This is a genomic window from Martinezella miluonensis, from assembly GCF_900094545.1.
In the GTDB taxonomy this organism is placed as follows: domain Bacteria; phylum Pseudomonadota; class Alphaproteobacteria; order Rhizobiales; family Rhizobiaceae; genus Rhizobium; species Rhizobium miluonense.
The window spans coordinates 76,050-102,546 of the sequence record NZ_FMAH01000009.1; the positions used below are offsets into that span (position 1 = coordinate 76,050).

Annotated in this window: 23 protein-coding genes; 2 read left to right on the forward strand and 21 right to left on the reverse strand. The window is 56.3% G+C overall.

Annotation, left to right across the window (positions count from 1 at the left end):
* Nucleotides 1-125 precede the first annotated feature (125 nt).
* The 6 genes from GA0061102_RS10845 to GA0061102_RS33475 all read right to left on the reverse strand — a co-directional run bounded on the left by GA0061102_RS10845 (nt 126) and on the right by GA0061102_RS33475 (nt 7,419).
* Complete coding sequence (locus GA0061102_RS10845; RefSeq protein WP_092846733.1) at nt 126-1,064, reverse strand: DUF6963 family protein; 939 nt, start codon at nt 1,062-1,064, stop codon at nt 126-128.
* Nucleotides 1,065-1,085: 21 nt separating this feature from the next.
* Nucleotides 1,086-2,225 carry a sugar ABC transporter substrate-binding protein gene (locus GA0061102_RS10850; RefSeq protein WP_092846735.1) on the reverse strand — a complete coding sequence of 380 codons (1,140 nt, stop codon included), beginning with the start codon at nt 2,223-2,225 and terminating at the stop codon, nt 1,086-1,088.
* Between the two features lie 32 nt (nt 2,226-2,257).
* Entirely contained in the window at nt 2,258-3,247 is a 990-nt protein-coding gene (locus GA0061102_RS10855) for an ABC transporter permease (RefSeq protein ID WP_092846737.1), read from the reverse strand.
* A 3-nt stretch (nt 3,248-3,250) separates the two neighbouring features.
* Nucleotides 3,251-4,753 (reverse strand): sugar ABC transporter ATP-binding protein, encoded by a 1,503-nt coding sequence (locus tag GA0061102_RS10860; RefSeq protein WP_092846739.1) that lies wholly within the window; start codon nt 4,751-4,753, stop codon nt 3,251-3,253.
* 845 nt (nt 4,754-5,598) lie between these two features.
* The gene (locus GA0061102_RS10865; protein WP_092846741.1) at nt 5,599-6,402 is read right to left on the reverse strand and encodes a helix-turn-helix domain-containing protein; all 804 of its coding nucleotides are present in this window, start codon (nt 6,400-6,402) and stop codon (nt 5,599-5,601) included.
* A 720-nt stretch (nt 6,403-7,122) separates the two neighbouring features.
* The gene (locus GA0061102_RS33475) at nt 7,123-7,419 is read right to left on the reverse strand and encodes an ATP-binding cassette domain-containing protein (RefSeq protein WP_245297980.1); all 297 of its coding nucleotides are present in this window, start codon (nt 7,417-7,419) and stop codon (nt 7,123-7,125) included.
* Here GA0061102_RS33475 and GA0061102_RS33480 point away from each other — a divergent pair.
* Nucleotides 7,336-7,527, forward strand: a complete 192-nt coding sequence (locus GA0061102_RS33480; protein ID WP_245297984.1) for a hypothetical protein — start codon at nt 7,336-7,338, stop codon at nt 7,525-7,527. The genes GA0061102_RS33475 and GA0061102_RS33480 overlap by 84 nt on opposite strands.
* 113 nt (nt 7,528-7,640) lie before the next feature.
* On the opposite strand, the gene GA0061102_RS10875 is transcribed toward GA0061102_RS33480, so the two are convergent.
* From GA0061102_RS10875 to GA0061102_RS10905, 7 genes are all read right to left on the reverse strand, one after another.
* The gene (locus tag GA0061102_RS10875) at nt 7,641-8,651 is read right to left on the reverse strand and encodes an N-acetylglucosamine kinase (RefSeq protein ID WP_159432153.1); all 1,011 of its coding nucleotides are present in this window, start codon (nt 8,649-8,651) and stop codon (nt 7,641-7,643) included.
* Between the two features lie 5 nt (nt 8,652-8,656).
* A complete protein-coding gene (locus tag GA0061102_RS10880; RefSeq protein ID WP_092846745.1) occupies nt 8,657-9,952 on the reverse strand; it encodes a family 4 glycosyl hydrolase in 1,296 nt (431 codons plus the stop codon).
* A gap of 148 nt (nt 9,953-10,100) precedes the next feature.
* Nucleotides 10,101-10,922 (reverse strand): carbohydrate ABC transporter permease, encoded by an 822-nt coding sequence (locus GA0061102_RS10885; RefSeq protein WP_092846747.1) that lies wholly within the window; start codon nt 10,920-10,922, stop codon nt 10,101-10,103.
* Between the two features lie 4 nt (nt 10,923-10,926).
* Nucleotides 10,927-11,904 carry a carbohydrate ABC transporter permease gene (locus GA0061102_RS10890; protein ID WP_092846749.1) on the reverse strand — a complete coding sequence of 326 codons (978 nt, stop codon included), beginning with the start codon at nt 11,902-11,904 and terminating at the stop codon, nt 10,927-10,929.
* Between the two features lie 8 nt (nt 11,905-11,912).
* A complete protein-coding gene (locus GA0061102_RS10895) occupies nt 11,913-13,298 on the reverse strand; it encodes an ABC transporter substrate-binding protein (protein ID WP_092846751.1) in 1,386 nt (461 codons plus the stop codon).
* 49 nt (nt 13,299-13,347) lie between these two features.
* Nucleotides 13,348-14,157 carry a 6-phosphogluconolactonase gene (locus GA0061102_RS10900; protein WP_092846753.1) on the reverse strand — a complete coding sequence of 270 codons (810 nt, stop codon included), beginning with the start codon at nt 14,155-14,157 and terminating at the stop codon, nt 13,348-13,350.
* A 266-nt stretch (nt 14,158-14,423) separates the two neighbouring features.
* Nucleotides 14,424-15,332 carry a GntR family transcriptional regulator gene (locus tag GA0061102_RS10905; protein ID WP_139115046.1) on the reverse strand — a complete coding sequence of 303 codons (909 nt, stop codon included), beginning with the start codon at nt 15,330-15,332 and terminating at the stop codon, nt 14,424-14,426.
* A gap of 340 nt (nt 15,333-15,672) precedes the next feature.
* Here GA0061102_RS10905 and GA0061102_RS10910 point away from each other — a divergent pair, with 340 nt between their 5' ends.
* Entirely contained in the window at nt 15,673-16,779 is a 1,107-nt protein-coding gene (locus tag GA0061102_RS10910) for an ABC transporter ATP-binding protein (RefSeq protein ID WP_092846757.1), read from the forward strand.
* 316 nt (nt 16,780-17,095) lie between these two features.
* On the opposite strand, the gene GA0061102_RS33485 is transcribed toward GA0061102_RS10910, so the two are convergent.
* The 8 genes from GA0061102_RS33485 to GA0061102_RS10945 all read right to left on the reverse strand — a co-directional run bounded on the left by GA0061102_RS33485 (nt 17,096) and on the right by GA0061102_RS10945 (nt 25,926).
* The gene (locus GA0061102_RS33485) at nt 17,096-17,332 is read right to left on the reverse strand and encodes a hypothetical protein (RefSeq protein WP_245297973.1); all 237 of its coding nucleotides are present in this window, start codon (nt 17,330-17,332) and stop codon (nt 17,096-17,098) included.
* Between the two features lie 241 nt (nt 17,333-17,573).
* The gene (gene dld / locus GA0061102_RS10920) at nt 17,574-19,292 is read right to left on the reverse strand and encodes a D-lactate dehydrogenase (protein ID WP_092846759.1); all 1,719 of its coding nucleotides are present in this window, start codon (nt 19,290-19,292) and stop codon (nt 17,574-17,576) included.
* A gap of 25 nt (nt 19,293-19,317) precedes the next feature.
* A complete protein-coding gene (locus GA0061102_RS34045) occupies nt 19,318-19,452 on the reverse strand; it encodes a hypothetical protein (protein WP_425348526.1) in 135 nt (44 codons plus the stop codon).
* A 204-nt stretch (nt 19,453-19,656) separates the two neighbouring features.
* On the reverse strand, nt 19,657-20,994 hold the full coding sequence (locus tag GA0061102_RS10925; RefSeq protein ID WP_092846892.1) for an MFS transporter: 1,338 nt from the start codon (nt 20,992-20,994) through the stop codon (nt 19,657-19,659).
* A 297-nt stretch (nt 20,995-21,291) separates the two neighbouring features.
* Complete coding sequence (locus GA0061102_RS10930; protein WP_092846761.1) at nt 21,292-22,341, reverse strand: ABC transporter permease; 1,050 nt, start codon at nt 22,339-22,341, stop codon at nt 21,292-21,294.
* Nucleotides 22,338-23,219 (reverse strand): ABC transporter permease, encoded by an 882-nt coding sequence (locus tag GA0061102_RS10935; protein WP_208858637.1) that lies wholly within the window; start codon nt 23,217-23,219, stop codon nt 22,338-22,340. The genes GA0061102_RS10930 and GA0061102_RS10935 overlap by 4 nt, the downstream gene beginning before the upstream one ends.
* An 86-nt stretch (nt 23,220-23,305) precedes the next feature.
* Nucleotides 23,306-24,781, reverse strand: a complete 1,476-nt coding sequence (locus tag GA0061102_RS10940; protein WP_092846765.1) for an ATP-binding cassette domain-containing protein — start codon at nt 24,779-24,781, stop codon at nt 23,306-23,308.
* A gap of 77 nt (nt 24,782-24,858) precedes the next feature.
* Complete coding sequence (locus tag GA0061102_RS10945) at nt 24,859-25,926, reverse strand: substrate-binding domain-containing protein (RefSeq protein WP_092846767.1); 1,068 nt, start codon at nt 25,924-25,926, stop codon at nt 24,859-24,861.
* Between the last annotated feature and the right edge of the window lie 571 nt (nt 25,927-26,497).

The window sequence follows — 26,497 nt, forward strand, 5'->3', positions numbered from 1 at the left end:
TCATTTGAACGCTGAAATACGATTGATGTGGACGCCTTTCGCAAATTGGATTGGCGCAGATCGCGCGCGGGGCGGTTCATGACAGGGTGTTCTAGTCCGCTCCGTCACCGGCGGGGGCTACGCAGTCAGCGGTATGGTATTCGAAATTCACCTTTGCCGTTGAAGGAATTAAGGAACCCATGCTCGGCGGAAGTGAACGGTTCGGCAGTTGTCTGGCCCGCTCTGCTTTCCCCAATCCAGACCGAACTGGCCAGATAAGGCGCTGCAAGCTTGGTTTGATTCACAAATGCAGGGTCCGTGGTCGTAACACGCAGGACGTTTCCATTTGGATCGCAAAAAACAGCGTCTTCCGCTCCAAGAGCGATCGGCGTTCCGGCCCTGATGGTGACAAAGCCATTGGACGCCGCGACCTCAGCCATGGTCTCGATCGCGACGGCTGCAGCAAGTTCCGCCACCGCGCCGAACGGATTTATGGAATTGTGCAGCACACCGACAGCACTTCCGGTGACCTGATCTTCGCGTAGCAACGTGGCCACATCCGGGCGGCGTTTAACCCGCTCCGTGTTGCAAACGCCAATCCGTCCGGCGACATCAACGCAGATGAGCCCGCAATCGGCTCCAGGACTCTCGTCGGTCACGCTGTGAGCAGCAGTGACCGCGGACGATCCCGCTTGCATTCGCGTAAGCGCATCCAAATTCATCTGAATCCCGTTCGTTCCTTTCGTCAACGGAATACGGTGGCCTGTTACCAGGCCTACCGCAGGGTTCGTTGGAATCAGTCTCGTGAGATCGCCGGGCCGGTCTGGGCCCGACGATATTACTGCGGCCACTCTGGCCGACGCAAAGTCCGGCCACGGCTCCACCCCAGTTATTTCGCCGTCGGTGAAAGCCGTGGAAGCACCGCCTCGCTGGGTTACAGAATACAGCACGCGGCCGTCTTCGGTGATGGCTGCAAAAGTGGCGAAGCCACCAATAGCTCCGGTGCCGACTTTTTCGGCGGCGCGGAGTGCGCGGTAAACTGCAAGGCCAGCGTTGGGGCCAAAGGCGCCGATCCCGATCGTCAACCGAGTATTCTCCTTCCGGCGTTATTTGAGCCCTTGGACGTTGTTGAACAGTTGCAGGACTCCTGCTTTTGCAAGGTAACCGTTCGTATCGTCCAGCGGCGGCAACTGTATGATCTTATCGTCAGCCGTGTAGAAGGTATTGATATTCTCAGGTGTTAATACCACCTGGGGGCATTTCGTCAGTTTCGGTGGCTGCGCGCCTTCAAGGATGGCGACCGCCATGGCGATCAAGAATTGCCCCCACTGGCTCACGAAGGTACTTCCCTCGGCCACCCAGCTGGGGTTTGTCCGAAGCTCTTTGAGCGCCGCAGAACTCCCGCCCAATCCAGCTACCAGCGTATTTTCGGCTCGGCCTGCCTCCTGCAACGCCCGCCATGCACCGATCGCGGAGTCGTCGTTAACAGCATACACCAAAATCTTGCGATCTTGGGGAAGTGTCTGGATTACATTCTTGACTGCGGTGTAGCTCGCCTCCAGAGCACCCTTGCCATCAACCTGAATGCCGTTCTTGCTGATCGTGGTCGTCAGCGGATTGATGTCTCCGGGCGCTACGGCCGGCATGCCCATCAATTCGGCCGCTGTGATATAGAAGTATCGAACGCAGTCGTTTACCTCATCACCAGCGCCGGCGCTTTGGGCGATGATGACAGTCGTGTCATCCGCGCTCCACCCTTTTTTTTGGGCCACCTTGACAACGGCGCGCGCCGTGTCGGACCCAAGATCCTTGTTGACCAGATTAAACCAGTGTCCACCGGGGACTGTGACGTTGATCGCGATGAAAGGGATTGAAGCTGTCTGGAAGACCCGCTCGAGCGCCGGCCCGATGCCCTCAACTCCGTTGTATTCCAGGATGAGGTTGGGCTGATCCTGAACCATGAGTTGGGCATTACGCAACGTCGTCTGGCTATCAAATTTGTTGTCATACCGACGAAGCTCGATTTTCGCTTTTTCCGCTGCGGCTTCGATCCCATCGCCGAGTTGCACAAAAAGCTCGGCGGCCTCGGTCAGATTAGCAAACGCAATCTTATAGCGCGCATCCTTTGCAAACGCCTTGGAGCCCCAAACACCAGCGATGCTACTCGCCGACGCAGCCGTCAAACCTAAGGCCGCCAGAGACTGCGCGAGTTGCCGACGGGTCATTTCCATACGCTTCTTGGTCATTGAGGGTTCCTTTCCCTGTTCCCCGATGTTGATTATTTTGTTGCGCGTTTTTCACGTAATTTTCCCAGGCCAACCGCAAGCAGCAGAATGCCTCCGTTGGCCATCTGTTGGTAAAATGACGGGACCATCATCAGCGCCATCCCGTTGGCAATCGTTCCTAGGATGAGCACGCCCATGAGCGTGCCACCGACCGTGCCCACTCCACCCATGAGAGAGGCGCCACCAAGAACAACAGCTGTAACGGTGCTCAATGCTAGGTCTGCCCCGACATTGGCGGACCCGACAAGCAGTTGACTGGAAACTACGATCCCTGCAAGAGCAGCAAGGACGGCACTGGCGGTGTATACGGCGATGGAGACACCCTCCACCCTAATGCCGGCCAAGCGACTGGCGTCAGCGTTGCCTCCAACTGCATAAATCATGCGTCCAAGGACGGTGTAGCGCATCAGCACGTGCGCAAAGGCGGAGATAAAAAGGAGGACGATTACGTACCAAGACACCCGGCTGAACGCGAATTCCGAAAGAAAGCCTGCTGCGAGATCGTTCATCGGGATGGTCACCCCTCGCGAAATCGTGAGTGCGAGGCCGCCGGTCACTGACAGTGTGCCTAGCGTTGCGATTAGCGGCGAGATGTCGATTTTGTTGACCAGAATACCGTTGATTACGCCCACAAGCATTCCGAGCGCGAGAACAGATAGAATTGCTGCTGGAATTGGCATTCCCGCATTGCAAAGGATCACATATGCCACCGCCCCTAGGGGAGCTGTGCCGCTGACTGACAAGTCAAAGCCACCTGAAACGATAACAAGCATCTGGCCCAAGGCAACGATGCCGAGCACGGTGATGTTACTGAGAATATTCACGCCGTTGGACCAAGAAAGGAACATTGGCGTTGAAAAGGAGAAGATGACGACCAAGCCGGCGTAGAACGCTGCAAGCCCGAGGAGTTGCGCGTCAATTTTAGGCCAGCGGTAGTTCAAAGATGCCATATGGACCTTACCTTCTGTCACACTGTTCGTCATAGTCTAATCCTCCGTCGCCAAGGAAATGGCATTCGCTTGCGTCATTGAACTGCCGGATAGTTCACCAGCAATTCGACCGTCCTTGATCACAATAAGCCGGTCTGGCACGGTGACGGCCTCTTCCACGTCCGAAGTAACGACGAGTGTTGCGCATCCCTCATCGGCGATACCTGCAAGAAGACGATGTATCTCCACTCTCGCGCCAACATCGACGCCTCGCGTCGGCTCATGCAAGACCAAGTACCTTGGCTTTGCTGCGATACGGCTGGCAAGGAGTATCTTTTGCTGATTGCCTCCGGATAAGCGGCCGACCGGTTGGTCCTCGCCTCGAAATCTAACGTCGAAGCGGCGAATAAGGTCGTCTGAGATCGCCTTTTCGGCTGCAGCGTCGACAAACCCGAAACGGGAGAGAGACCGCAGCAGCGTCAAAGTGATATTGCGCCTTATCGGAAGGCCTAGAACGAGACCATTCCGCTTACGCTCAGCAGGCACGAATGCAACGCCCGCGTTGCCGGCATCATAAGGAGAGGCGAATGGCTGCCGCGTTTTCCCGCCAATTGTAATTTCACCAGACACGGTCTGAGCTAATCCGCCAAGTGCCTCAGCGACAAGGTCTGCTCCGGAACCACGAACCCCGTAAAGTCCGACAATTTCACCTGCCTGCACCTCGAGACTGACATCCTGAAGTGCAGGCAAGCCAGAACTGTGCCAACTGTGCAACTGGATAGCTCCACTGCCACTATGAGCCACAGTTTCCCGGACAAACTCTTCTTTTTCCTGTCCGAGCATGTGAGCAATGAGCTCGCGCGGACTCGTTTCTTGCGGACGAACCGACGCGACACGATTTCCATTACGAAGAACGTCGACTCGATCCGAAAAGCGGTACACCTCATCCATTCGATGGGAGATATAAAGAATGCCGACGCCTTGGTCGTTGAGACGACGCAGGATACCGAAAAGTGTGGTGCTCTCTTGCTCGTTAAGGGCGGCTGTTGGTTCGTCCAGCACGATCATACGCGCCTCTCGCATCAGCGCTTTCACGATCTCAACGAGCTGTCTCTCTGCCAGCTTCAATTGATGCATTTGGGCATCGAGATCAAAGTCAATGCCGTAACGCTCGCATACGTCTCGAGCCCGTGCTCGAATTCGTCCGGGGCTAGTCCAGCCTGATTTGCCGGGCCACTGCCCTAGGACAATGTTTTCGGCAACCGTTAGATGCGGCACATAGGCAAGTTCCTGAGGAATGAATGCCAGGCCTGCGGCCAACGCATCCCGAGGCGCTGTAAACACGACGTCTATTCCATCGAACGCCAGCGTGCCGGTATCCGGCTTGATCACACCCGTGATGATTTTGGCGAAAGTGGACTTACCTGCCCCATTTTCTCCAATCAGAGCTACGGATTGCCCTTTGCCTAGCGTGAAATCCACGTGTGACAAAATGCGGTTTGGCCCATAGGATTTGGTCAGGCCGCGAGCCTCAAAGAGATAATCGCCAACCGTCGTCATCGAAATAACTCGATGTTAAGAGCCGTTCCGGAACTGGCTCCCGGATGACGAAATGGCCGCAGGCGCTTGGTCCCGCGCCCGAGAATGGACAAGGAAGCTTCCATTTTTTTGTTCCCACTCGCACGGTAGATCCGCGTCGCTTTGGTTATGTCTGGCATTGGAAATTTCACGCCGAGGTCGTTTCCGCCTAAGCGCCAGATCGAACTTAGAAAAGTTTCGTCCTGCCTTAATGCCAGTCGATTTCATTAGTATCGCATGGCTCTAGCTGCGCAGCAATTTCGCTGCGTGACGCATAGTGACGCAAAAATTGGGACAGATTGCGCCGTTTTCTCGGTTTGCCTGGAGGATGCGACATGACCCACGGCTGACGAGATCATTTGCATTAACGCGGCCGAATGCCTCGCATTTTGACGAGGCAGGCGGCATCGAAAAAAACGTCAAGAACAGACTTCAGGACAACCTAACGTCTTCGAGCTTCGATCAGTTGAAGTGATCACCTGTGATGGGTGCCGCAGGGTGTGGAGAACCGAGCGAAAGCCGCGATCATCGGGGAGGGTTTCGAGCTTGGCGAAACGGCATCGTTGCCCACTGGCCGTCAGTGGCGTTGCGCCCGACCTTTTCTATCGATGAGCACCGGCCACTGGGCGAGGTCGGCATGGCAGCGGTGGCTTTATACGCGCCCAATATGGGCAATTTGGATGTGCCGGAGTAGAGAGTTACGTCCGCGTATCCGCGCGCGGCCTTTGGGCTGCAAGCCGTTGGCCACTACCGCTCCAATCACAATCACGTCGAAATCTGACGAGCAGGTGGAAGCGACCGGGGTCGCTACCAGAAGGCCGAAGACGCTAGGTTTCGTCTACTTCCAGCACCGACCAGGGGGCGTGCACCTCATTTCCAATTAGGTCGAGGATTTTGGGGTCGATTTCTTCAGGATCAAAAAGACCACATTGTGAAAGGGCAAGCTTAACATCAACTTTTGATCCGAGATATTTTTGCAAGAATCTGGCAGCGCCAGGCTTTCGGCCCCTTTTGACGGGCCCCCCAATATGCACCCCCAGGAGACAATCTATACTGGCTTCGTATGAAGGATATAGCATAATTTGCGAAATAGAGGAGTATTGTAATGCATCATACATGATTACATTAATTCTCTCTCGCAAAAGAAAGGCAGCTCCTTCATATTTGTAGACGTCAAAAGACCTGTTTGGGCCCTTTTCTCTTTCAACAAACTTCCAGAGGTAATCGTAATTCTTTCTGGACAATCTGATAAGTGAGCGGATTACCTTGCCGGGGTTGCTAAATGAATATGAGTACCCGAAGTAAAAGCCACAGTATCTATCCAATGAGCCAGAAAGCTGACGCATTCGTTTGAGCGCCGGGCTTAAGGGGGACGCGTCGAGCGAGTTTTCTGGAGCGCGGCGAACTGACATGATCTCGGCGAAACGTGAGGGCTCCGAAAGTATCTCGGACTCGGTGACACCGAAAAAATTACAGATTTTATGCATGTTGTGCCGAGATGGCCGAATGGTTCCACTTAGATATTTGTTGAATTGTTGGCGATTAATTCCAATCTTGCGACATGCATGCGCAACAGATGGAAAGAGACTGCACGCGTATTCGAGATTATTTTGAAGGTTATCGTTTTCCATGAGGCGCTACTGCAATCTAGTGAAGACAAGATCGCGGTCATAGATCGTACGCCTGCGACCACATCATCTCGCGCGTTTCGAACGCTATCGATGCGTATTTCTCGCACGTTCCTAAAAAATTTCAACTCTTTAGCGCTTGCAGGATGAGTGGTTCCCCGCCCCGCATCCGCGGCGCCGACTTCCGGAGAATGGGCGGCGGCTACTCGCTCGCTTCGTACGCAGTGCGATGTTAGAAGTGCTCGGGCAGCCGTGCGGCCTCCGGGCGGAACGCCGCATGTGTGCTGCTGCCGGCGCTCTCGCCTGAGGCAAGTTGCACGATACCGTCATTCGTCCAGACCGCCTTGACGACATTGATCTTCGGGCTCCCATGAATTCGGCGACACGCAGAACCTGCGACATCTGATGGACCTGATCCGGTGTATCGACCTGCAGGATCTCGCCGCCCATCATGACGGCGATGCGATCCGACATGGTCATCGCCTCGGCTTGGTCATGGGTTACAGTAGATCCCAACTGGCGGTGTAGAGTCGCGATCTCTGCCCCTGCCTGCACCCGCATCTGGGCGTCCAGGTTGGATAGCGGCTCGTCGATCAGGAAGGCGCCCGGTTTGCGCACCATGGCCTGGGCAAGGGCGACACGCTGTCGTTGTCCCAGGAAAGGGCAGCGGGCTTGCGATCTTTCAATGTGGAAATCGGCAGCGCGTCGCAGACTTTGTCGACCTCAGCAGCGATATCCTTTCGCTTTGCTCTGGCGGACGGCAGGACACTGCTGAAAACCGAGCGTTGGAGTGTCGACAAACGGCGCATGCTGAGCGACATGGCGACGTTTTCCGCCACCGTCAGGTGCGGATAAAGCGAAGAGGACTGAAACACCATGGCAAGATCGCGATCTCGTGGGCGCACGGTGTCCAAGACCTCGCCATTGAGAATGGATATGGCCCACCGTCTGCTGCTCAAGACCGGCAACGATACGCAACAGGGTGGACTTGCCGCATCTCGACGGACCGACGAGGGAGATGAACTCACCATCGCGGATCTCGAGTTCGATACGTTTGAGAACGCTCGTCTGCCCGAATTCCTTCACATCCGCTTGAAGCGATATCCCTGCCATAAACTTACCACCTAAATGTTTCGGTGGCGGCTAACTAAACGCGTATCGGCTGACAATAGGCTTGGACAAAGCGAGGATGGAACAACGTAGCGCCCGCCGGCGCTGAGAAAGTCAAACACCGCATTTTATCAGTCGGGAACGCGCTTAAAGTTTGCTTTCCAATCAGGGAGCGTGGCTCTTAGCATGTTGAAGACGCTGTCGTTGACTATGGAACCCGATTCGACGATAGCATCGAGCGCCGCGCCTGCTATCGACGGCAACGCGCTCAATCTAGGATTTGCTGTAGGAATCGTATTCGCGATGGCAGTGATTAGTTCTTCAGTAAGGGGAGAACTCGCGGCCATTAGGACGGATCCAGCTAGGACGACGGGAAAATGGTCTCCCCGGACGTTATATCCAACCGCCTTTGCACATACTGCTGCATAGTCGGCGAGTCCAAGGGCCTGTTCGCGGATAATGGCTCGAGCGACGGGATCCTTTTCGCGCGCGATCTCCAGGACGGCCGGCGCCAGTTGTGCGAGCTCGCTCGCGGGCCGGCGCCCCTCCAGACGCGTGAAGGCGTGCAGTAGAGCTTCTACGCTGCTGGCTTTGAAACTTTCCAGCAGCACTGGTTTAAGCGCCGTTTTGGGACCAAGACCGATTTCGCTCCGGCATACGGCACGCATCGCGGCCCGCCCAATAGACGCGCCTCCGAACGGCTCCTGCAGCCAGAAGGAAAGCGCCGACGTGCGATTACCACTCGCTCGCGCGGCGACGGCTGGACCGGTCCCGACCACGATTGCGACCCCCAAGCCATCCTGCGGACTGGCGCACCGAAGCGGAGCAAACCCGTCGTTTCTGATCGAGACCGAATTTAGACTTGGAAGATGAGAGGCAAGAACGTTCTTCCAGTAAACCTCGTCCTCTGGCCAGTCCACACCTGCGAGGCTAAATACCGATGATTGGACGGTATGCTCATCGGCACCGCTAGTTGCGAACGCGGCCGACACGGCCTCTATGACAGCGGCGACGGCGTGTTCAGGACTCGACGCGCCATAGATGTCGCCGCAGCCACTGACCCCAGTGCCAAGAACCTGACCCAAACCGTTGCACACGATGGCAACGGTCTTGGTATTGCCGCCGTCGACGGCGAGATGCAAGGACCTCATGGAACGAGACGCTCGGGCAGGTACTTGGCATGGGCGTAGGCCATCTCCGTATAGAGCGCCTCGGCAACAGGAAGCGATGGCACCAAGGGATTGGCCGTAAGCGCTCTTATTCCGTCGTTCACATCACCTTTCCAGGCGGCATGAGCTGTCAGAATTTGATATTCAGCAAGCGCATGCACCAGCCCAACCGTCTGATGTGGAAGGCGTGCCTGCGGAATAGGCTTGAACCCGGAACCGTCCACGATCGCTGGCATCTCGACCACGAGCTCGGAAACAAAGCCAGGTACGGCGCCATCCGTGTTGGGCAGGTTCACCGGGAGGACCGCTCTCTCATCGTTGAAATAAGCCGCCATGGCGTCAATCGCTAACTCCAATTCGTGTATACCGCCTCGGGACCGAGCCGGATCTAGAGTTGGCGGCGAGGCTTCAACCTGTTCTCGATAGTGTTGCCAATAGCCAGGAGCAAGGCCCATTATTTCCTCTGCGCGGGTTTTGGGCGCGGCCTGCAAGTGACGGAGGATTTCATCTTTGAAATAGTAATACAAGAAGTAGGAAGATGGGACGCTCTCCATTCGGACGGCCAGTGAAAGAAGGCGGCGGTCGTCTTCAGTCATCTTCAAATCGCTGTTGGCCAAAGCAAACCTCAATTTAGTGATGAAGTCCTCACCGTCATGAATGTGCTTCGTGCTCCAGCAGTTATGATTGACGCCGGACATTTCGACATGCAACTTTTCCGGATCCAGGCTGGCAGCACGGGCAAGGCGTTGCGGAAAAACGATCGGGCCTTCGCAAAATGAAATTGTCGGAATGTCGGTGAAGGACGTCAATGCTTGGGAGACGATGTTCACGGGATTGGTATAATTAAAGATAATTGCTTTTGGGCAAACTTCTGCCATCTCCGCGGCGACCTCTTTCATCACGGCGATTGAGCGAAGCGCCATAAAAAAGCCGCCTGGTCCCTGAGTCTCTTGCCCGATCACGCCATGTTTCAGCGGAATGCGCTCATCAAGCGCGCGCGCCTCGAATCCGCCCGGCCGAAAGCTACTGAGCAAAGCCTGGCAATCGCGAAGCCCCTCGCGCCTATCAGTAGTTGCAGTGATTTTTATGTCGACTCCCGCGTGGAATGCCATGCGTGTGCCAAGACGTTGCACCAGCGCCAGGGAATCATCGTTAAGGTCGATCAAGACGATTTCGGAACCAGCAAATTGATCGCCTTTCTGAATGAACGAGGCCACGGTTCCAACGGCACGGGTCGAGCCTCCACCGAGGTAAGCGACTTTGATGCTAGCCATATCATTTCTCCTTTAGAACGTTGAAGGTTCGTTTGGTGGTATTCGACGCGACAGTGCCACTGCGGGAGCAACGTGGGCTCCTGGCGATAGGTAACCGTTGAGAGAGTCTTGTAAGCCTGCGGAGCAGTACGTCCGCTTTTCAGTTTGCTTAACCCTTGAGCGCGCCAGACATTATGCCTCTGACAAAAGCCCGCTGAGCAAGCAGGTAAATCACAACCACCGGCAGAGCTGTAATAATTGCGGCGCTGGCCAAATAAGCGTAATTGGTCATATGCTGTCCTTGGAAATAGGTCAGAGACATTGGCGCTGTCTGAAGGTCCGATCCCGAAAGCATAACAAGCGGCATGAGGAAATCATTCCACGTCCACGCAAAGATGAGCACGGCAAGGGTCAGCACCATGGGTCGCACCAATGGGAACAGAACACGCCGCAGAATCATGAGAGTGCCGGCCCCATCCATCCGAGCCGCTTCAACTAGCGTTCTTTCGCAATTCAAGAATGCCGCGCGCATCCAGAAGATGCCAAAAGCCAACGAAAGTGCGGTGTTCGGAAGGATGACGGCCCAGTATGAATTAGCGAGTCCCAGGGAATGAAGATCGAAATACAGCGGGACGATCATTCCCTCCAGCGGGATAAGCAAGCCGAGAAGAAACAAATAAAACACGATGCCCGCGCCGCGAAACTGAATCAAGGCGAGAGCGTATCCCGCTGGCACTGATAGCATGACCGTGAGGATCACCGTCGTACCCGTCAGTATCGCACTCGTTCTCATTGACGCTCCAAAATTCGCCGCTTCCCACACCTGTGAAAAGTTCTCGATGTGGTGCGCATCCAGTAGCGAGAGCGATGCAGCGGATCCGTCAGCGGGCTGTAGGGCCATGATTATGACGCCGATTATCGGCACGATCGCAAACAAGGAAGCGACCACGAGCACGGCGTAGCCAGCCAATTTTTCGAGTTTTCCGATCATCTGCTTACCTCCGACCTAATCTGGTGATGACAACGTTCGCAAGGATGACAGCCACAAGCAGCACGATACCAACTGCTGCCGCTGCCCCTACTCTGCCGGCCACGAAAGCTTCATTATAAACCAACCAAGAAGGCACAACCGTTGAGCCACCCGGGCCACCCTGGGTCAGAACGTAGATTGTGTCGAAACTTCTGAGCGCCGCTGTTGTGGTCAACACTAGAACCACCGACACCTCCGCCCTTAGGCCGGGCAATGTTACAGTCATGAATTCGCGAAATGCGGAGGCGCCATCGACGCGCGCCGCATCGTAAAGTTCCTGCGGGATTTTCTGTACACCCGCTAAGAGCATGGAGAGGGCTACCCCCAAAAGCGTCCAGGTGCCGACCAGTCCCACCGCCGGGAGGGCAAACGTGAAGTCCCCAAGCCATGGACGCGCAAGGTTTCCGAGGCCGACAAGGGCAAGGAACGAATTCAAAGGCCCGTCCGGCGACAGGATCCAACGCCAGATCGTTGCGACCGCAGTGGGAGCGATGATGTAGGGAATAAAAAGCAGGGTCTGAAAAATACTCGCTCCGCGCACTCGGCTTCTGGCCAACACCCCAACTAGAAGCAGCGCCAGGCCCGTCGTAAGGATCGAATAGAAGAAGATCAGCACGAAAGCGTGCAAGAATGCCGCGCGAAGCTTATCTGTCTTGGCAAGCGCTACAAAGTTCGCCAGTCCGACGAACCGCCGTTCACCCAACCCGTCCCAAGAATAGAAAGCCAGGCAAAAGGATTGCAGGAAGGGAATGAGGACCAGTGCTGAAAACAGAATTAGTGCCGGGGACACGTAGAGAACGCCGATGTATCGCGTGCCAAATGGACTGAGATCATCCCTGGGCGCTATCGATCTTCCGCCTTGCTTCTTGGCGAGGCGAGCCCAACCTGTTCTTCTGGCACGGTAGTTCGACAGGCCGTCACGAACTTCGTTACCTACGTCCATCACTCAACCTACTCTTTATCTGATTGGAACGCCGCGTAGTCGTCCTGCAGGAGTTGCGTGTACTGCTCGGCGGTAATACGGCCTGTTCCGAGTTCGGCGGCTCCCGAGAGCAAAGCGTTAAGGAACGTAGGGGTCGCCCAATCCGGATAAGGCGCTGGCGTGCCGCCGTTGAGTACCTTGGACCAGCCAAGAATGGCATCCCGCGATGGCCCCTCTAACTTTGCAGCATCGAGCGCTGCTTCGATATTGACAGGGAGGGTGACCGGCACGCCGCCCTTAGCAATCCATCTGTCGGCAATGTCAACGCTCGTCCAAAGGTCGATGTACTCCGCGGCGAGATCCTTGTGAGCGGACTTGGTCGGGATTGACCACGGAAGGTTTCCGGTCGCTATCGCAATTGGTTTCGCGTTTGGATCAACTGAAGGAAAGGTGAGCATCGTGAAATCCTGTGCCCTCGTCTTCTCAGGCAGCGGCAATCGCCAGGAGCCGTTGATTGCAAACAATCCGTCTCCGCCGAGGAATTTGTCGAATGCTTCATCACCTTTGTAAGCGACCCAGTTGGGTGTGAAATAGCCCTTCTCGGCCCACTCTCGAAGGGTTGAAGCGGCTTTCACAACCGGGGCGGATGTAAGGGATATGTCTTTATTGCCTTTGACGATGTCCAGGATGAGATCGGGGTGGCCTTGTGACTGAACCAGCAAAGTTAAAAGATAGTGAGATTGGCCATCTGCCGAGTCGCCAGAGAACTGCATCGGCACGACACCCTTCTCCTTAGCTATTTGCATGTCGTGCTCTAGTTCAGCCAAGGTGGAAGGTGGCGATGTGAAGCCGAGTTGTTGCCCGAGCTTCTTATTCATCCAAAGGCCGACCCACGCGCCTGTGGCTGACATGCCGTATAGCGGCCCTTCGGCGAAGGTCCTTCCATCACTACTGAATCGGCCGTTTACTGCCAGCTGTGCGTTCGCCTGTCGGCTTCCCCAGCCGAACTTATCCGCGTAAGGCGAGAGGTCTTGCAGCAAATTCGCTTTGACCAAGGCGCCCATGGATGCGTAGCCTTGGTTGACTTGTGTGACGTCAGGCACCTTGTCGCCCGAGAGCTGCAGTTTCAATGTCCGTGTCAGGTCGCTGAAACTCTTTGTTTGCAATCGGATTTTAACTCCTGGATGGGCCGCCTCAAATTCCTTATTGACGTGGTCGGTCCATTCGATGAACGGCCCAGACTCAGCCTGAGCCTGGACAACGAGAACGGTCGCTTCCTCCGCTGGCGCTCCAGTGGCACCGAGACCCAAAGCCAGCAAGATCGATGCGATAGAAATCTTGCTGAGCTTCACGCCGGCGGCACGATCCAACTGGCGAGAGATGATATAAAGGGATGTTCGCAATGGATTTGACATGGTTCGCCCTCCCGTGGCGCTTGGTTCATTTTGTCAAAGTGTCAGCAAACTAGCCGCGGACCTCGGTCGATTGTGAGATTAAAGCCGCGGCTTCCTCGTCGGCATAGATCGCTGCCTGTCTGCATACGGCCAACACTGTCGATGGCCAGTCGGGCTCGTAGGACTTGGCTGCCGCAACCCGAGCAACCGCAAGCTGTTTGTCTTGACCATTGGCAACAAGCACAGCCCGCAAAGACAAGGACGCGATCGTGGCTATCCCGATGGTGACGCCATGGCGCGGCACTTCTTGGATGTTCGCAAATCCCGGGAATGTCATGAGGTTGTCCCGTCGAGTCGTTTCAGCCAACTGAACTACACGGGTTTTGCTTTCGCTACTTGTCCCCGGCGGGTTGAATGCCACATGGCCATCAGTAGCGCCGCTCGCTAGAATAAACAGGTCGATTCCGCCCGCGGCCTCAAGGGCTTTATCATAGTCATCGGTCGCTCTGGGATCAGGGATCCAAAGCTGATTAGTGGGAATTTCCTTTCCCTGCGAGGCTGCGGCATTGAGTCGGTCGAAAACCTCTTGGGTTGCGAACCGCCGCAAGCTGCAATGTGAGATTACGGGAACTTCTGTAAATTCACCTTCAGCGGTTACAACGTATTCGTCCATCATCACCAGAACGAGGTGACGAATATCCAAGTCACGCTGTCGGACCTCATCTGCCAAGGCCCGATATGTTGGCAGGGGGCTTCGCCCGCCAGGGCAGCCCAGCAGATAACGTCTGTTAGCTCGGCGAGCATCCTCGATGCCGTCAGCAATCTCCCTAGCCAAGACGCGACCCGCCTCATCCGCGCCGCCAAACACCTCTATTTTCATCCACGCGACTCCAGTTCCCTTTCGCTAGGGACGTTCGCCCGAGCTTCGTACGGACCTGAAGGAAGCCCACAATGGACCAGATGTCAACAACTGGTCTGTATTAAAAACCACTTTTAATATTTTTAGACCAAAATATCGGGCTGAGGATGACTTTGACGCCGTTCACGAAAGGCGGAGCGGACCTGCGAACATATGCCGTTGAACTTCACTGACACTGCTCGTGATGGCCTGCGGGAAGCGCTGTCGGTGCCACTTTAACTGCCACTTTAATCCACTCCACCCCTAGGTGGCCTTGAGCTCTCGGAAATGTAGAGAGACGTGCGGAACCGATAGGCGTTCCCGCGATAGATGGTCTGGCCGGTGAGGATTGGCCGCTCGTGCTGGTCGTAAGTAATCTCGGCGCCAATGAGCACTGGCGAACCCGGCTGTATTCCCAGCAATTCGGCTGTCTCATCATCTGCAGAATCCGCTCTTAACTGATAATCACATCTCGTGGGGAAAACGTTGAAGCGCTCTCGCAACGTTTCAAACAAAGATTTGTCAGTCAGATCGATAGTTTCGAGACCCGGAACAATTTGCTCGGGAAGATGAGCGATCGTGAGGCCAACGAGAATGTTGTCCATGCCCCGAAGGCGCCGCAGCTCGATAATTGGAGCGGTGGGCGGAATACAAAGCGTTTCGGCCTCGTCTAGCGTTGCCGGTCGGACGCGCTGAACTAGGGTTCTGCTGGTTGGTTTAAGTCCTTTTTCGAGAACTTCGAGGCTGAAGCTCCGCAGTATGTTCTGCCCTTCGCTGTAAGTCCGCAGACTGACAAACCAGCCACGGTTCGGTAACGTATAGAGCATGCCTTTTCGAGCCAGCGAAGCTAACACCTGACGTATGGTGGTTCTGCTGACACCGAGAGCACCGGACAATGTCCGCTCACTTGGGAGCTTGGATTCAGGGCGAAATCTACCATCTTGCAGGGCGCTCAGCATGCTTCCATACGCCTGCAATGTGGGATTTCCCAAGTCAGGATCAATCGGGGTTAGCCAACCGGCTTTCGAATTCAATTGCATTGCTCCTAGTGTTTCCTTACCGCCCTGCCCGCCGGCGGCGGGCACCCGAGCGATCTTCAGGAGTCTGCGAGGACGCTGCCGTCGCACAATGCGCATGCGTCCAGCGCCAACCAGCAAAATCCCAGTCTCCTAAAGCACTAGACCAAATCGCATCCCGCCTCAACATCGTAGACAGATCAAAAAGCGTGGGCTATGATGCAGACCAATGGTCTTGCATACATACCACATCGGCACCGATGGAATGTCTGCGGTTGTCGGCGTCCTAGAAAAGGCAGGCAAAATTGCCCCCGCGATTGCAGAAAATACTGCTCAGAAACAGGGGAAACAAACCCGTTCTACTAAGACTGGCTATCCGGGATCAGCGAGGGGAGCGCAGCCCTGATCCAGGCACTCCTTCGGCAATATGCCGCCCGGACGGAGTATCGTTCCCTCTTAAAAGGAAAGGCGAGGAGAGATAATGAATCGACTGCAACTGAAACATCTAACCAAGCGCTTCGGGTGCTTGGAAGTTTTGCACGACGTTAACCTCGAGATCGCGAATGGCGAGTTTGTGGTTTTCGTGGGACCTTCCGGGTGCGGAAAATCAACGCTGCTGCGTTCGATCGCGGGTCTCGAAAATGTCACGAGCGGCGAGATTATCATTGATGGCATGAGGGTCAATGGCGTGCCGCCCGTCCGCCGGGGCATTGCTATGGTTTTCCAGTCCTATGCGCTGTATCCGCATTTGAATGTCTTCGAAAATATAGCCTTTCCTTTGCGGGTCGAACATCGACCTGATTCAGACGTAAAGAAAAGAGTGGCCGCAGCCGCCGAGATTCTCCATCTTCAAGAACGGCTATATCACAAGCCTGGTGAACTTTCTGGCGGTCAGCGCCAACGCGTGGCAATAGGGCGCGCGATTGTGCGCGAGCCCAAAATCTTTTTGTTCGATGAGCCTCTATCTAATCTTGATGCCGCATTGCGCAGTAACATGCGCTTCGAACTGACGAAGCTGCATGCCGAATTGGGCGCAACCATGATCTACGTCACCCATGATCAGACCGAAGCTATGACCATGGCCGATAAGATCGTGGTGATGAACTCTGGCAAGGTCGAGCAGATTGGCGGTCCAATTGAGCTCTACCAGCGCCCCGCAAACGAATTTGTCGCCTCGTTCATTGGTTCGCCGAAGATGAATCTCTTGAAGGGCCGGTGTCTGTCTGCAGGTGGCGCCCAAACCGAGGTTGAGATTGAGATGGCTGGGCGTGTAGTTCTGCCGGTTTCGGCACCAGGAGCACTCTCTGGTAGTAATGTCACTGTCGGTATTCGTCCCGAGCAACTCAGGCTTGGGCCGGGGGAACACACCATCTCGATGAATGCTACCGTTGTCGAACGACTAGGCCTGCATACAGTTATTCATGACACATTTGACGCGGAGGCAATACGTCGCGCGATGTTTACCAGTCTCTTCACAGGTAATCTTAAGATCTCGTCTGGCGACAAATTGAGAGTTAGTTTCGATCCGGGCGATTGCCTGTTGTTCGATGCAAACGGTATTCGAATGAATGGGCACGTGTGTAACTGACGCTCGACGGCTGCCGTCTCCTAACAAGTCCGATGCAGCCCGGTGGCATCTCTCCACCGGGCCTCGCCTCACCATTGTGGCCTGTCCCGCTGCACTAGGCTGCGAAGCGTTTTCAAGGCATCGATGGCGTGTGTCGTCCCGATTGAGCACCGCTTCCCGTCGCCAGCAGATGGTGGCGATCCCTTGTCCGGCGTCTGGACTGCCGTTGCGTATCGCACTGCAAAGCACTCTTCGTCATGGCCTTGGAGGTTGGAAGGACGTAGCCCGCGCGAAGCGGGCTGGATATTGTCATTCGGCAACGTTTTCAGTCTTCGGCTTACTTGTCCGTTTTAGGCTTGTTTGCTCTCGCAAGTGGCTTTGCGCGCACAGCCTTCGTGGGAGCCTTTGCTAAAGCAGGCTTGGTTGTAGTGGGCCGCGACTTTGCTGCATTCAATAACGCGGCGCGACGCCCGCGATTGTCCTCGATCGCTTTCTGGAAGCCGAGATCGTGCTCAGCGAGGTGATCGAGAAACTCGGCGACGTCTTTCAAGGTCTCAACGATGACGTAGTTCAATCCTTCGCCTGCGCTGATCGCGTCGCGGCCAATGCTAACGCCAAAACCGCCGGGGACACGCTGAAACCACGTCGAACGCCGTTTCTTAAAGCCTGCGGTGTCGCGCTCATACTCTTCTAGATATTTCTTCCGTTCTTCGATCCTTAAACGAAAGGTATCGATCGCATTCTTCGCGCCAGCCTTTGGCTTATCGGCCTTCTTGGGAGACCACTTCTCAATTAGAATACTCTCATTCGCGATCTCACCTCTCGTGCCCCCTCCACTTGAGCAAACGCGAGGTCTGACCGATTCCGGGGTTGAAGCAGTTGCAGGGATCGAGGGATTGGTAGTGCTCGACGACATCCGTCGGTGCGGCGTAAAGGTGACCGAAGTTGTGTTCGGCCGGATATTTCGCGCCGCGAGCAGCTAGAAGCCGGAGAAGTTCGTGTTCCACGTCAAGCCAGTCATGGCTGGGACACACAATATAGTCCTGATGGAAGACGTGACAGAGGAAGTGACCATAGTAGAGGCGCTTGAGAGTCTTCGCCTGCGTGACCGCGGGGAGTTGCTCGAACCACTCGACCGTGTTGCGAGGAAGCGCGACATCCAGTGCTACGATGCCTCCAGCCTTCTTGTGACGTGTGATGTTATAGCGAACCGCGGCTCCGGCGGTCGCGAAGCGATGTAGAAAGGCTGCATTGCCCTCCTTCGGCGTGCATAGGAAGAAATCGCCGTCGCGGCCCGCTAGCGTCTTTTGCAGTAGCGTTTGAGTCGCAGCGGCAGCCGAAGCCGACACCTTCAGCATCAGATGGTGCTCGTACCGGTCGCGGCAGTTCCGGAGCCGTTCAGGCAAGTGCCTCGGAAGCAGGCTGCTGCACCATTGCAGCATTCGATCCGTCATATTGTGAGGAAGAAACGACACGCGCTCCAGGAGTGCGTCGATGCGGCTTTTTGCTTCAAAGAAGTACGGAAGCCGGCGCGTCCCCAGCCGCTTCACCATCAGATAGGTGTCCTTGCCATAGGTCTCCGCTATGTCGAATGCGTCCCGATGGATATACTCTCCGGCGATAGGAAGCTCGCCCGAACCACCCAGAATGGACCGCCTGATGTCCGACAGGATCTCCGGCTGATTGGTGCCGACGTAGAACACCTTTGCATCCTTCTCCGCCTCGAATGTATCGAGACGGACGGCAAAGACCGCTAGCTTACCTGCGGAGCCGGACGCGCCATGAAGCTTCCGGACGTCAGCATTGTATCGCGCAGGCGTCTCGGCTTCGATGTCTCTTACATGATCCCGGTATTCGTGGTCGGAGCCTACGCCCGTCCATTCGACCGCGGCTTCCTCGAATCTCCCCCGCTCAATTGCATTCAAAACCTCTTCAGGTTCGCCTGAGAGCACGATGCCCAGATCGTTTACCAGGCACAGGCGTCCATCATCGTCAAGTTGGGCGTATAGCGCCATTTCGGTGTAGGACGGCCCCCTCCTGACGAGCGATCCTCCGGAGTTGTTGCAGACTCCCCCAATGACGGAAGCTCCAAGGCACGACGAACCAATCACCGAATGTGGCTCGCGACCGAGTGGCTCCAGCGCGATTTCCAGCTCATTCAGCGTCGTCCCTGGAAACGCCACGACCTGCCGGCCATTGCCAAGAAGGTGTTGCCCTTTGATGCGCATTGTGTTCACGACCACAACGGGACGGTCGTAGTCGGAACCGAATGGTGTCGAACCTCCGGTCAAGCCGGTATTGGCCGCCTGCGAAATCACGATGGCGCCTGCTTTGACGCATGTCTCAACAACCCGCCAATACTCGACTAGCGAGCCCGGCCGCGCCACGGCCACAGCGTAACCGTTGCCGTAACGAAAGCCACGCAAATGCCGCCGCATTGCCGAAGCGCTTATGAGTACTTGCCGCCTGCCGACAACGCGCCTGAGCTCGTCAATAAGCTTGGGCGATGAGCGGCTGGATATAGAACCTTTCATAGCTGATCGCCTCCAAATCGCCGCGCTAATAGTTAGTCCCACCGGCCTCACTAGAAGCGAGGCCCAGAACACCCTGGCCGGTGCGCCGTTCTTCAACCGTCTTGGAGAATTGGGCGATCGAACCTTCGAAAGCCAGTTCGACCGGGAATCCAGGTGGCACTTAGCTATCTCCTTCCTCTCATTCACTGCAGGGGTATCTGCAATTGACGGTGACCATCGCCACTCCGAAAACTGTCTGTCAGCTATCCCGGCCGCTAGCTGTTTCAGGTCCTCGCCGATGCGTCGGATTTTCCGCTGGTTCCCACCGCAGATTGGCACGGGGCGAATCCTTTTGTGCCAGGTTGTCGCCCTTTGAGCCTCGACGTCAGATTTTCACCACCTCCATCGGCGGGCGGATCTTCGAACCGATGGAGAAGGCCAGTATCGAAGACAAAATCATGACAGCACCGACGATATACATCGGGATTTCGTAGCCCCCGGTCGCATCCTTCACCACACCGGTGACGTAGGGCGCTGCAAAGCCGGCGGCGTTGCCTATCGAGTTAATGAGCGCGATACCTGCTGCAGCACCTGCTCCGGAAAGAAATCTGCTTGGCAGGGCCCAGAAGTTGGGAAGCACGCAGAATATCGAGCATGCTGTGATGGTTACAACAGCGATTGTCGTCTCCGGTGAAGTCATGAGCAATGCTACCGGAACGCTGACTGCGCCTATCAGTGCCGGTATACCGATATGCCAAGCCCGAACACCGCGCTTCGTGGCGTCGGCGCTCCAGAAATACAGTGCGATGGCAGCTGCCAGATACGGAATGGCGATGATCAGGCCTTTCTCAAAGACATCGAACTTTGTGCCGAATTTTGTCTCGAAACCGGCGATGACGGTCGGCAGAAAGAAGGCGAGCGCATAGAGACTATAAACCATACCGAAATAAATGGCAGACAGCAGCCATACGCGCCCATTGATCAGCGCACTCATGACGCGATGGCTTTCCGGATCATGAGATTTGGACTTGCTTTCGGCCTTGAGCTGACCATCGAGCCAATTCCGTTCCTCATCCGTGAGCCAATGGGCATCCTTCGAGGAATCGGGAAGGTAGAACAGGGTGGCGATGCCTACTATAATCGCCGGAACACCGACGCCGAAGAACATGATACGCCAGCCTTCGAGGCCGAAGAGCCCATGCGCTTCAATCAGTAGCGACGCGAGCGGTGCGCCGATCACCGTGGTTAGCGGTTGGGAGAGATAGAATAGCGACAGGATCTTGGTGCGCTGCGAGGATGGCACCCAGGTGCTGAGATAAAGAATGGCACCAGGGAAGAAACCGGCTTCCGCAATACCCAGGAAAAACCGCAGCCAGTAAAGGCCGGAAATGCTGCTAACCCAGGTAAAGAGCACCGCGACCATGCCCCACGTAATCATAATACGAGCCAGCCAAATGCGTGCGCCGAATTTCTGAAGCGCCAGATTGCTCGGAACTTCCAAGAAGATGTACCCAATAAAGAAGATGCCTGAGGCAAAGCCGAACTGCGCGGCGGTCATGCCAAGGTCCTGCGTCATGCCGTTGGGACCAGCGAACGAGATCGCGGTGCGGTCGAGGAAGTTGATGAAGAACATCAGCGCGATGAAAGGCACCAGCCGCCGGCAAATCTTGCGAATGGTTCTCGATTCAATCACACTTGGTTTCGCGAGCGCGTCTGTTTTCATGTTCATTAGTCATCCTCCCCATTAATAAGAATGTTCACCCAGCTTCCTCAGAAAACACAACGCAGCGCTTTCCAACCGGCAGGCAGGTTTACAATATCCTCGCACGCTATCGGACGCCGAGAGCCTTGCTGCCGCCACCGCGGAAACCCGTTACAAGCGATGCTTCCAGAAGCGATCGAGAACTTCATCAGCGCGACACAGCGGCGAGCAACAGCTAAACGCTCGACAGGGCCCTCACGCGCTCCCGCCGTAGTCGAGATCTGCGCCCGTATGAGGAGGCCGGCCAGTCCAACCCTCTTATGTCACGGCACGCCGCTCTGCCGGTGCCTGAGCATCGAGAGGCGCTCCGGATGCGGTAGAATCTGCACCTTCAGGCAAGTTCGGGTCTGACCGATCCGCAGATGCCGAACGGCGGTGAATAATCGGCACTCCGCTGGCCAAGAAGAGAACCGCCAGCACGAAGAAGCCCTTGAGGACATTTTGTCCGGCATAGTTCCAGCCGATGAGATTCAACAGGCCGTCCAGCAGGATAAAGAACAGGGCCCCACCCCAGATACCGGCCGGCTCGGATCTGCCCCCCGTGATAAGCGTGCCACCTATCACGACCACTGCAATAGAATCGAGGAGGTAATCGTTACCCAATTCGACATTCGGCGCCGAAAACGAGGCCCGCAAGGCGCCCGCAAGCGCCGCGAGCACACCGCTGGTCAAATAGACGATTGTCAGAGTTTTCGTAGCGCTGACACCTGCATATTCCGATGCTCGACGCGCCTGTCCGAAAGCAAGAGTGTGCGCGCCCAAAGTCGTCCTTTTAAGCATAAGTGAGACAAAGATAGTGAAGAGCAAGACGACCAGCGCAAACGCCGGAACGCCCATCGGAGCCCATCCAAGGAAGCTTTTGAGAACCGGATCCGCCGATCCCTGGAACCCTTGAGCGAGTGTCAGCGAGATGGCAGACGTCAGCAGGCTCGTCGCGAGTGTCGCAACGATGGGTGGGATACGAATAAGAATGATTGATGCTAGGCTGACGCAGGATAGTGCAAAGCCAGCGGTCATGGCGGCCGCCAACCCCAGAACCCAGGACCCAGTGGCATCGCCCACCGCGATCGAGAGAAGGCCGCCGAGCGAAAACACCTTCGCGACCGAGACATCGATATTGCCCGGTCCGGTGCTCATGACAAGCATTTGCCCGATCCCCACGAGCACAAGGTAGGGAGCGATCGTAAATGCAAGTGTCAGCGTCTTGGTCCCGCCTCCGGCAACCAGGAAGGTCAGTATCAGAACCACGAACGCAGCGAGAAATGACCACGTCCAGGCGGGAATTGTCAGATTGCGAAACTTCATCATTTCACCACTCGCTCAACGACCAGCCGTCCAGCGAGAACGGCAATAACGATGGCGCCTTGGACCGCGGGCTGCAAGTTCGACGACAAGTTCAAAAGTGTGAGCAGGACCGTCAGAAGGCCAAGCGTGACAGCACCGAACAGGGTTCCCCAGGCAACGGCACGCCCCCCTGTGAATACCCCTCCACCGAGGATCACAGCAGCGATCGAACTGAGCGTGTAGCCGGGCACGGCATCGATGTCGCCCCCGCCGATCTCGGCAGACAATGTAATTCCGGACAGTACGCCTAAAATGCCAACAGTCGCGTAGGTCAACATTCTAGTTCGCAGTACCGACCCTCCCGAACGGATGAGGGCATAGGGGTTGCTCCCAAGGCTGCGAAACTGGACGCCAAGCCAAGTCCGCTGCATAACTAACCAAGTGATGACAGTGGCTGTGAGCATCGTGATCACGGGGGCCGGTATCGACAGCGGCGGCGTCCAGAATGCGTAGCTGCTCAGCCAGTCCGGCACTGAGCCACCTGGAACAGGAAGGGCGAAAAGCCCAAGGCCCAGCCAGATGAACGACCCGCCCAGCGTGGCGATGAGGGAAGGAACTTCGCGGAGTTGGACGAGGGCGCCCATCAGGGTGTAGCCAAGAACGCTAGCACCCAGGGCAAGAAGACCAAGGGTCGGGGTGTTCGGAAGAAGCGTTGCAACGATGGTGGTGACCATGCCGATAAAGAAGCCAATGCTGAGGTCAATATCTCCAATACTCATCATGACCATTTGCGCCTGCGAGGCGATGACCAGCGCCACGATGGGCGATAAAATGAGAGTTATGCCGGATTGCGACCAAATTCGAGGCTGAATGGTCCCGCAGACGATCAGGATCACGATCATCGCCGCAAGCGTAATGGCACCGGGGAATATGCGGCGGACGAGCCCCCTTGGCAAAGCGTTTCGGGGTCGGATGGGGTTCATACTAGTCATGCAGCGTTGGTCTCCGATTCCGCGAACGACATCGCGATGATCCGATTGTCGGTAATTTCGGTTCCGTGCAACACGCCGGCAATGCGGCCAGCCCTTAGGACATAGACGCGGTCGCAATGCTGCATTTCGGAGTTTTCGCTTGAGAACCAGACAATTGTCCGACCCTTCGCGGCTTCGTCCCGAATAAGTTGATAGAGTTCTGCTTTGGTATGCACGTCGACACCGCGGAAGGGATCATCCAACAGGATCGTCTTTGCATTCGACGCGAAAGCTCTCGCGGCAATGACCTTCTGTTGATTTCCACCTGACAGGCCGGTGATGGCCGCGCGTGCGCCACCACGGATTTTCAGCTTCTTCACCCATTTATCGACCAGCAATTCCTCTGCATCAAATTGGCGAATACCGCGCCGTGAGAGGCTGGAAAGCGCAGATATTGTCAGGTTCCGGTCGACATTCCACAACGGCAGGATGCCAGAACGCTGCCGGTCACCCGGCACATAGGCGCACGTCGCGTCGACTTTGATATCGCCGCGCTTTCCGTGCCAGATTCGATCAAGTACCTCTTCCTGGCCCTGGCCGACTATCCCAGCCAAGCCGATGACCTCTCCCTCGCTAGCCATGATCTCGGTCGCCTCGCCGCTAACTGTCGTCATCGGGACGCGTACCACAACACTCCGGCTACCGGCGGCGGAGGGTCCAAACGGTGTCGCCCTTGCTTCCATGACGAGTACCTCACCGCCCATGGCCAGCAACAGATCGTGTTCCGAAACGTCACTGGCCCTGTGGATCGAGACGACAGCGCCATCCTTCATCACTGCTACCCGGTCAGAAACTGCCAAAATCTCCCGGATCCGATGCGAGACGAGGATCGTGGCAACACCCTTGGCCTTGAGCTTGCGCACATAGTCGTAGAGATGGTCGACCGCGCTGCCCGAAAGCGATTCCGTCGGCTCGTCGAGGATCAGAAGTTTAAGATCGTCGGTGATCGTCGCCCGTGCGATCTCTACCCGCTGACGGTCGGCTATCGGCAGATCATCAATGTACTCATTCGGCCCGATACCGTGACCGGGAAAGATCTCACCCAAACGCGCAGTGGCGGATTCGGCCGCAGCCTTGTGCCAGCGCCAGCGTGGCAACCAACGGGCGCTGGAAAGATAGATATTGTCCCGTACCGTAAGCTCGGGGGCAAGCGAACTTTCCTGGTATGCCATGCGAACGCCAGAAAAACCAAAGGCTCCCGGCGTAGTCATCCCGCCGATGTCGACCGTTCCGCTGTCAAGCCGCTCGAGCCCACAGAGGAGCCGCATCAAGGTGCTTTTCCCAGCTCCATTGTGGCCAACGAGGCCGAGAACCTCGCCAGCATTGACTTGTAATTCTACACCGGAAAGGGCGCGTGTGTGCCCATAAGTCTTGACAGCCTGACTAACCCGAACGAGCGGTCGATGGCCTGTGTTGGTGGTCTTCATTGTCATGGCCGCGGTATCCACCCCTAGTTCACCTTAATTTGAGGGGGACCAGCGCCCTGATCGGGCGCTGGTCGCTGGTATGCTCAGTGGATTGGAACCGGCGGAAGAGCAGCTTCGCCGACGGTGCCAGCGATATTCGCTTGGATCTGCTTGTCGACAAGCTCCTTAGTCCACTGCCACGAAGCGATTTGGTCGTCGCCGACGGCAGCGATCCACGCATCACGCGCCTTGTCGCTGACGACGACAGGCGGGAAGACCGTGACCCTAGGGACGTCCTGACCGTTGTAGATGTCGATGGCCGCGAAGAGCGCTGCAACACCCTGCCCCGGATCGGACATGACCGCAACCGAACCCGGCCCCCCGTTGCCTTCGCCCCAGAATTTCAGGGCACGACCGCTCGGTGCAAAAGCAACAACCGGGGCCTTACGTCCTGCCGCCAGGAATGCCTGGACTGCGCCCAAACCTTCGCCACAGCCAACCACTCCGTTGACCTCCGGTAGGCTTGCAATGATGCCCAACAGAGCCTCTTGCGCTTTGGAGGCGTCGCAAAAAGTGAAGACCTCTCCAACGACTTTGATGCCCGGCTGTGCATCCAGCAGTTTTTTCTGGACAGCGTACATCTCCTTCTCGGGCGGCGACCCCTGGACACCGCGTGCTATGAGGACATTGCCTTTGCCACCGATGCCATCAATGATTGCCTGCGTCGACAACCGAGCCCAATCGCTAAAGCTGTTGGACACGACATGCGCACACTTCAGATCTGTGGAGCTGTCGAAAATGACGACGACAGTACCCTGGTTGCATGCCTGCTGCAGCGTGGGATTCAGCGCTTCCGCACTCGCAGGGTTGACGATCAGGATATCGGGCTTGTCAAGCAGCAGAGCCTTGAGCTGTGCGATCTGCTCGGTCGCCGAGTTTTCACCCGGGGCGTTCGACACCTGCCAAGAGCTGATGAGCCCATCATCTTTGGCCTTGGCGCCGGCTTTCTCGAATGCCGCGACCATAGAGCGGCGCCACGCGTTGCCCAGATAGGCATTACTCAAAGCCACGCGTGGCGCGGGCTTCTTCTCTTGTGCCGCGCCCACTGAAGGCATTGTGACAGCCGACATTGCCAAAATGGCCAAGAGCGCAAGGCATTTGAAAATTCGCATTTGTTCCTCCCTATTTTGTGAACTGAGTAGCCCTGTTCCATGGATCAGGCGCAGGGCGCGGTTGCTCCTACCCCGGAACTATCAGGCGACGCGTTCAAGTCGTGGTTCTGTTGCATAGCCTCCTCCCAGGGCTTGTGTTTTGCTGCGGTTCAGCGGCGCGCCTTTTGGGCGCTCTTTGCCAGTTGTTGCGCGCAAGCGGCCGTAACACCAGGCCACCGCTGGTATAGAGAAATGTCTCCCAACGTGGCAAACGACTTTTCCGCGTCTATACGTGACTTTTTCTCCTAAAGGCGCCGCGCCAGACAAGGGAAAGGAGCACATATGAGTGCGCTTCCATCATTGAGCGCATTGCGTGCTTTCAGTGGCTGTGACGCGTCACAGATGTATCTTTGCTTCCGGCTGCCGAACCCGACGTCACGCACGGGGGGTAAGCCGGCAGGTCAAGGTCCTGAACGTGCCATTGATTGTTTGCAAGATGCGCTCGACGAAGGTCACCTCCGAAGGAGCAACTCTCGCTGAGGGGTTGGCAGCGGCCTTACTACGATCCATGCGACAGTCGAAGTTCATGCAG